Origin of the sequence: Acidovorax sp. M14 (assembly GCF_049331375.1) — a bacterium.
GTDB lineage: Bacteria > Pseudomonadota > Gammaproteobacteria > Burkholderiales > Burkholderiaceae_C > Acidovorax.
Window position 1 is genome coordinate 4,592,432 of the sequence record NZ_CP186263.1, and the last position, 7,569, is coordinate 4,600,000.

5 protein-coding genes and 2 rRNA genes (1 of these 7 running past the window's edge) are annotated in these 7,569 nt (G+C 60.1%); 5 read left to right on the forward strand and 2 right to left on the reverse strand.

The genetic code is table 11. The annotated features are described in order from the left end of the window. Nucleotides 1-187: 187 nt before the first annotated feature. The 5 genes from ACOYR4_RS21480 (at nt 188) to ACOYR4_RS21500 (ending at nt 5,466) form a co-directional block, all read left to right on the forward strand. The gene (locus ACOYR4_RS21480; protein ID WP_422847989.1) at nt 188-2,398 is read left to right on the forward strand and encodes a malate synthase G; all 2,211 of its coding nucleotides are present in this window, start codon (nt 188-190) and stop codon (nt 2,396-2,398) included. A gap of 201 nt (nt 2,399-2,599) precedes the next feature. After that, entirely contained in the window at nt 2,600-2,851 is a 252-nt protein-coding gene (locus tag ACOYR4_RS21485; protein ID WP_422847990.1) for a cysteine-rich CWC family protein, read from the forward strand. Between the two features lie 43 nt (nt 2,852-2,894). After that, the gene (locus ACOYR4_RS21490) at nt 2,895-3,086 is read left to right on the forward strand and encodes a 4-oxalocrotonate tautomerase (RefSeq protein ID WP_015016108.1); all 192 of its coding nucleotides are present in this window, start codon (nt 2,895-2,897) and stop codon (nt 3,084-3,086) included. Nucleotides 3,087-3,142: 56 nt separating this feature from the next. Continuing rightward, nucleotides 3,143-4,600, forward strand: a complete 1,458-nt coding sequence (locus ACOYR4_RS21495) for a DHA2 family efflux MFS transporter permease subunit (RefSeq protein WP_422847991.1) — start codon at nt 3,143-3,145, stop codon at nt 4,598-4,600. Between the two features lie 98 nt (nt 4,601-4,698). Continuing rightward, nucleotides 4,699-5,466: a class II glutamine amidotransferase gene (locus tag ACOYR4_RS21500; protein WP_291444450.1), complete on the forward strand. Its 768-nt coding sequence runs from the start codon at nt 4,699-4,701 to the stop codon at nt 5,464-5,466. A 323-nt stretch (nt 5,467-5,789) separates the two neighbouring features. Here the strand turns inward: ACOYR4_RS21500 and rrf are convergent. Beyond that, a 5S ribosomal RNA gene (gene rrf / locus ACOYR4_RS21505) occupies nt 5,790-5,902 on the reverse strand. Between the two features lie 154 nt (nt 5,903-6,056). Further along, nucleotides 6,057-7,569, reverse strand: a 23S ribosomal RNA gene (locus ACOYR4_RS21510) (it continues 1,366 nt past the right edge of the window).

A 7,569-nucleotide genomic window follows, 5' to 3' on the forward strand; every position in this document is an offset into this window, starting at 1 on the left:
GTAACGGGCCAAAGCACCATTCAGGGTGACTACGGACCACGCTCAGTTTTGCGTAAAAGTCACTGGTTTAGAGATTTTCAGCGTATTTATGTGGGCAAACATTTGCAATACAGTCTGTCCATGGCTTGCTGTTGCGGGCACCGTTTTTCATTGATCTCCGTTTTCACCACTCTTCTTGAGGCACCCCATGACCGAACGCACCCAAGTCCACGGCCTGCAAGTGGCCACCTCCCTGTACCGCTTTGTCGAAGACAAGGTGCTGCCCGGCACGGGGGTGGACGCCGCCGCCTTCTGGAAAGGTTTTGACGCCATCGTGTCCGACCTGGCCCCGCGCAACATCGCCCTGCTGGCCGAGCGCGACCGCCTGCAGACCGAGCTGGACACCTGGCACAAGGCCAACCCCGGCCCCATCAAGGACATGGTGGCTTACCGCAGCTTTCTGGAAAAGATCGGCTACCTGGTGCCCCAGCCTGCCGACGTGAAGGCCACCACCGCCAACGTGGACGACGAGCTGGCGACCCAGGCCGGCCCGCAGCTGGTGGTGCCCATCCTGAACGCACGCTATGCGCTGAACGCCGCCAACGCGCGCTGGGGCAGCCTGTATGACGCGCTGTATGGCACGGACGCCATCAGCGAAGAAGGCGGAGCCGAAAAAGGCAAGGGCTACAACCCCGTGCGCGGCGCCAAGGTGATTGCGTTTGCGCGCCAGGTGCTGGACGACACAGCGCCCCTGGCCTCGGGCTCGCACAAGGATTCGACGGGCTACAAGGTGGAAGGCGGCCAGCTGGTGGTTTCACTGGCCAACGGCAGCACCACAAGCCTGAAGGACGCGTCGCAGTTCAAGGGCTACCAGGGCAATGCCGCCGCGCCGTCGTCGGTGCTGCTGCAGCACAACGGCCTGCACCTCGATATCCAGATCGACCGCAGCACGCCCATCGGCCAGTCCGATGCCGCGGGCGTGAGCGACCTGGTGCTCGAAGCAGCCCTCTCCACCATCCTGGACCTGGAAGACTCCGTGGCCGCCGTGGACGCCGAAGACAAGGTGCTGGGCTACAGCAACTGGCTGGGCATCATCCAGGCCACGCTGACCGAGCAGGTCGCCAAGGGCGGCAAGACCTTCACGCGCGGGCTGAACCCTGATCGCATCTACACGGGCCCCCAAGGCGGCGAAGTGCGCCTGCATGGCCGCTCGCTGATGTTCCTGCGCAATGTGGGCCACCTGATGACGAACCCGGCCATCCTCTGGACCGACGCGCAAGGTGTCGCGCGCGAAATCCCCGAAGGCATCATGGATGCGGTGGTGACCACGGCGATTGCCCTGCACGACCTGCAAGGCCACGGCGCCAACGGCATCCGCAACAGCCGCAAGGGCAGCGTCTACATCGTCAAGCCCAAGATGCACGGCCCCGCCGAAGTGGGTTTTGCCGCCGAGCTGTTCGGCCGCGTCGAGAAGCTGCTGGGCCTGCCCGACAGCACCGTCAAGCTGGGCATCATGGACGAGGAGCGTCGCACCTCCGTCAACCTCAAGGCCTGCATCGCCGCTGCATCGAGCCGCGTGGCGTTCATCAATACTGGCTTCCTCGACCGCACGGGCGACGAGATGCACACCGCCATGCACGCTGGCCCCATGGTGCGCAAGGGCGACATGAAGACCAGCGCCTGGATCCAGTCGTACGAGAAGAACAACGTGCTCGTGGGCCTCTCCTGTGGCCTGCGCGGCAAGGCGCAGATCGGCAAGGGCATGTGGGCCATGCCCGACCTGATGGCCGAGATGCTCAAGCAGAAGATCGCCCACCCCAAGGCCGGTGCCAACACCGCCTGGGTGCCCAGCCCCACGGGTGCCACGCTGCACGCGCTGCACTACCACCAGGTGAAGGTGAGCGACATCCAGATCGAGCTGGAAAAGACCGATGTGAACGCCGAGCGCGACAACCTGCTGACCGGCCTGCTCACCGTGCCGGTGGCCGCCGCCCCCAACTGGAGCGACGCCGAAAAGCAGCAGGAGCTGGACAACAACGCCCAGGGCATCCTGGGCTATGTGGTGCGCTGGGTGGACCAGGGCGTGGGCTGCTCCAAGGTGCCCGACATCCACAACGTGGGCCTGATGGAAGACCGCGCCACGCTGCGCATCAGCAGCCAGCACATGGCCAACTGGCTGCACCACGGCGTGGTGACCGAAGCCCAGGTGCGCGAGACCTTTGAACGCATGGCCGCCGTGGTGGACCAGCAGAACGCGGGTGACCCGCTGTACCGCCCCATGGCTGGCCACTTCGATACCAGCATGGCCTACCAAGCGGCGTGCGACCTGGTCTTCAAGGGCATGGAGCAGCCGAGCGGCTACACCGAGCCACTGCTGCACGCCTGGCGCCTGAAGCTGAAGGCAGCGCAAGCAGCCTGATTCCCGATGGCAGTCGGCGCCATGTTCCTGGCGTCGCCCGCTCCAATTTTGATAGCTGCTAGCGCAATCACAATATGCGCTTGCGGCTATTTTTGTTTGGGAGGCACTGTAGATCTCTTCATTGACGTGGATGGGACGCAGCGGCCGCGCGCGGATAGCGCCGCGCCGTACACTGACACCGGCGCCCACGCGCTTCTCACCATGCCCGCAGCACGCTCCACCCCTCTCACCCCGTCTGTCTGCCCGCTGTGTGGACAGTCCAATGAATGCGCCATCGCAGCGGGTCGCCCAGCAGAAAGGTGCTGGTGCATGACGCTGGCCATCGATCCGGCGGCCTTGGCCGCTTTGCCACAGGAAGCACGCGGCAAGGTCTGTATCTGCGCGGCATGTGGTGCGTCCGCGTCCGTCGCGCAGCACCCCTCCGCCGCCGGCGACCCGCCTTCGCCGATATGATTTGGGCTTTTCGCTGTCTTCACAGCGCGCGAAGGAACAAGACATGCCCACGTACCACATCGAAATGATGGAAGGCCGCACGGTCGAGCAGAAGAAGAAGCTGGTGGAAGAGATCACCCGCGTATCCGTCGAAATTCTGGGCGGCTCGCCCGAGTCGGTGGACATCCTGATCACCGATGTGAAGCGCGAAAACTGGGCCACTGGCGGCAAGCTCTGGCTGGAGCGCACGTCCTGAGCGATGCGCCCCGTCCTCATTGACTCCGTGGTGTTGCTTCAGCATTTGATCGCTTCATGACTAACGCCTCGGGGTCTTTGGCTGTATTGCGCGAGCGCTATGGCGAGCGCTACCGGTGGCTGCTGCTGCTATCCGTCATGGTCGGCACCATGGCCTCCATCATGTCCTCCACCATCGTCAACGTGGCGATTCCGGACATGAGCCATTACTTCGCGCTGGGCCAGGAGCGCGCCCAGTGGGTCACCTCCGGCTTCATGGTGGCCACCACCGTGTCCATGCTCACCACCCCCTGGCTGCTGTCGCGGTACGGTTACCGCGCGACCTATGTGGGCGCGATGTTGCTGCTACTCATTGGCGGCGTGGGGGGCGGTCTGGCGCGCGACTTTGGCCTGGTGCTGGCCGCACGTGTCGCCGAGGGACTGGCAGCGGGTGTCGTGCAGCCTATCCCCGCCGTCATCATCCTGTATGCCTTCCAGCCCCATGAGCAGGGGCGCGCGAGCGGCATCTTTGGCATGGGCGTCGTGCTGGCGCCGGCCATTGGCCCGAGCATGGGCGGTTTGCTAGTGGATTGGTTTGGCTGGCGCTCCATATTTTTCATGGTGGTGCCGCTGTGCCTGGCCTCTATCTGGCTGGCCTACAAGTTTGTGCCGGTCACCGCCCCCGGAGGGGTCGAGGCCAACCGGCAAGGCCAAGCGCTGGACTGGCGAGGCCTTCTGCTGGGCACGGTGGGAACGCTGTGCCTACTGAACGGGCTGGTGTCGCTGCATGGCGGCTCTCACGTCGAGGCGGCGGGCCTGCTGATCGGTGCGGTGGTGGCCGTCGCGTGTTTCATTGCCTGGCAACGCAGGCTGCTGCGCATCGGGCGCAAGCCCCTCATGGACCTGCGCCTTTTTCAATACCGCCAGTTCGCCATGGGCAGTGTGGTGGCCTACATTTACGGCACAGCCTTGTTCGGCTCCACGTATCTGCTGCCGGTGTTCATGCAACTGGGGCTGGAACTGTCAGCATCGCACGTGGGTACCCTCATGCTGCCGGCGGGGTTTGTATTGGCCGCCACCATCGCAGTGGTGGGCCGCCTGGCGGACCGGCAGCCGACCCATTTGCTGGTCAGCACCGGGCTGGGTTTGCTAGCCCTGTCATTTGGACTGATGGTGTTTGTGGGCCTTGGCTCATCGCTATGGATGCTGGTCGCTTTTGCGATCCTGGGGCGCATCGGACTCGGGTTCATTCTGCCGTCGCTGAATCTGGGCTCCATGCGCCCGCTGGACAAATCGCTGATCTCGCAAGGCTCCAGCGCCATCGGTTTCTTGCGCATGTTGGGCGGTGCAGCCGGGGTGAGCCTGTGCGGTATCGTGCTTGAATGGCGGCTCGGCGCGCATGGCACCTCGTTGACAGCCGGGGCCAGCAACCCGGCGCGCATTGCAGCGTTCGGTGAAACCTTTTTGATGCTGACTTTTCTGTGCGGTCTGGCGCTTGTAGCAGCCTGGCAGCTGCGCGAGCGGCAGCCAGATTGACGTGACGGCGGGAACACCTTGTACTGATGCTTGAAGGGACAGGTACACACAGTAGCCCGTCAAGCCTTTCAAGAAATCAAAGAAACGGAACCTTCGCTATGTGCCAACTGCTCGGCATGAACTGCAATGTGCCCACGGATGTGACCTTTAGCTTCACGGGCTTTGCGCAACGCGGCGGAAAGACCGACCACCATACCGACGGCTGGGGCATCGCTTTTTTTGAGGACAAGGGGCTTCGTCACTTCGTGGACCATCTGGCGGCGGTGGATTCTCCAGTGGCCGAACTCATTCGCCGCTACCCCATCAAAAGCCGGAACGTCATCGCCCACATTCGCAAAGCCACCCAGGGCGTGGTGAGCCTGCAGAACTGCCACCCGTTCGTGCGGGAGCTATGGGGCCGCTACTGGGTCTTTGCCCACAACGGGGACCTGAAAGATTTCCGCCCTCGCCTGCATTCGCATTTCCGACCCGTAGGAGATACCGATAGCGAACACGCGTTTTGCTGGATCATGCAAGAGTTGGCCAAATCGCACGCCAGCGTGCCCTCCGTTCCCGAACTGACGCTAACGCTCAAGGAACTCGCTGCACGCATAGCGCCCCACGGCACATTCAATTTTCTGCTTTCCAATGGCCAGGCCTTGTGGGCACACGCCTCCACCCACCTCCACTACATTGAGCGCCGCCACCCCTTCGGCGCCGCGCATCTGAGTGACGAAGACCTTCAGCTGGATTTTTCGAAGGAAACTGGGGAGAACGATCAGGTGGCAGTGATCGTGACCAGTCCTCTCACCACCAACGAAACGTGGACCGCCTTCGGCAAAGGAGAACTGCTGGTGTTTGAGCAAGGTCGGCGGCTGCCTATCTGATGCAGGCGATGCATCGGCACGGGGGAAGCGGCAAATTGCACGCGCCATAGGAATGAACGCCGCCTCTCGCGAGGTTCTGAGGTTCTTCCGATCGGTTCACTCTGTGTTCGATGGGAGGGAGTGGATTTGTCCCAATTCGTCGGCGCTGATCTCAACAGCCCGAGTGGCTTAGGTATGCGCGCGCGTCTTGCAGCCCGATGAGGCGGAGGCCCATCTAGTAGCGCATGTCACCGAGTAGCGTCTATTGGCCTTGGCGCGTTTTCGTGTTCTACAAAGCAAAAAACCCCAGTCTTTATGAGACTGGGGTTTTCTGGGCTGTAAGAGCCTGACGATGACCTACTTTCACACGGGAACCCGCACTATCATCGGCGCAAAGTCGTTTCACTGTCCTGTTCGGGATGGGAAGGAGTGGGACCAACTTGCTATGGTCATCAGGCATAACTTGTTGTCGTGCTGCTTTTGTGGCAACACAACGAATTCATAGAGTCTGGAATCAGATTTTGTGTCTTTTGACTGCGTCTAACTTGGCATAACAGACTTTGAGCTTTTCACACAACCATTGTGGTGTGCGTGTTGGCTATCAAAGTTATAGGGTCAAGCCGCACGAGCAATTAGTACTGGTTAGCTTAACGCATTACTGCGCTTCCACACCCAGCCTATCAACGTCCTGGTCTTGAACGACTCTTTAGGGGGCTCAAGGCCCCGGCAGATCTCATCTTGAAACGAGTTTCCCGCTTAGATGCTTTCAGCGGTTATCTCTTCCACACTTAGCTACTCGGCAATGCCACTGGCGTGACAACCGATACACCAGAGGTGTGTCCACTCCGGTCCTCTCGTACTAGGAGCAGGCTTCCTCAAATCTGCAGCGCCCACGGAAGATAGGGACCAAACTGTCTCACGACGTTTTAAACCCAGCTCACGTACCTCTTTAAATGGCGAACAGCCATACCCTTGGGACCGGCTACAGCCCCAGGATGAGATGAGCCGACATCGAGGTGCCAAACACCGCCGTCGATATGAACTCTTGGGCGGTATCAGCCTGTTATCCCCAGAGTACCTTTTATCCGTTGAGCGATGGCCCTTCCATACAGAACCACCGGATCACTATGTCCTGCTTTCGCATCTGCTCGACTTGTCAGTCTCGCAGTTAAGCACGCTTATGCCATTGCACTATCGTCACGATGTCCGACCGTAACTAGCGTACCTTCGAACTCCTCCGTTACGCTTTGGGAGGAGACCGCCCCAGTCAAACTGCCTACCATGCACTGTCCCCGATCCAGATAATGGACCTAGGTTAGAACCTCAAACACACCAGGGTGGTATTTCAACGTTGGCTCCATGAGAACTAGCGTCCTCACTTCAAAGCCTCCCACCTATCCTACACAGATCTGTTCAAAGTCCAATACAAAGCTACAGTAAAGGTTCATGGGGTCTTTCCGTCTTTCCGCGGGGAGATTGCATCATCACAAACATTTCAACTTCGCTGAGTCTCAGGAGGAGACAGTGTGGCCATCGTTACGCCATTCGTGCAGGTCGGAACTTACCCGACAAGGAATTTCGCTACCTTAGGACCGTTATAGTTACGGCCGCCGTTTACTGGGACTTCAATCAAGAGCTTGCACCCCATCATTTAATCTTCCAGCACCGGGCAGGCGTCACACCCTATACGTCCACTTTCGTGTTTGCAGAGTGCTGTGTTTTTATTAAACAGTCGCAGCCACCGATTTTTTGCAACCCCGTTGGGCTCCCTCTGTACGAGTTCACCTACTTGGGGCATACCTTCTCCCGAAGTTACGGTATCAATTTGCCGAGTTCCTTCTCCTGAGTTCTCTCAAGCGCCTTAGAATACTCATCTCGCGCACCAGTGTCGGTTTGCGGTACGGTCGTCAATAGCTGAAGCTTAGTGGCTTTTCCTGGAAGCAGGGTATCACTCACTTCGTCTGCAAGCAGACTCGTTATCACCCCTCATCTAAGCCCGGCGGATTTGCCTACCAGGCACGACTACAGGCTTGAACCAACATATCCAACAGTTGGCTGAGCTAACCTTCTCCGTCCCCACATCGCACTATTGATCGGTACAGGAATATTGACCTGTTTCCCATC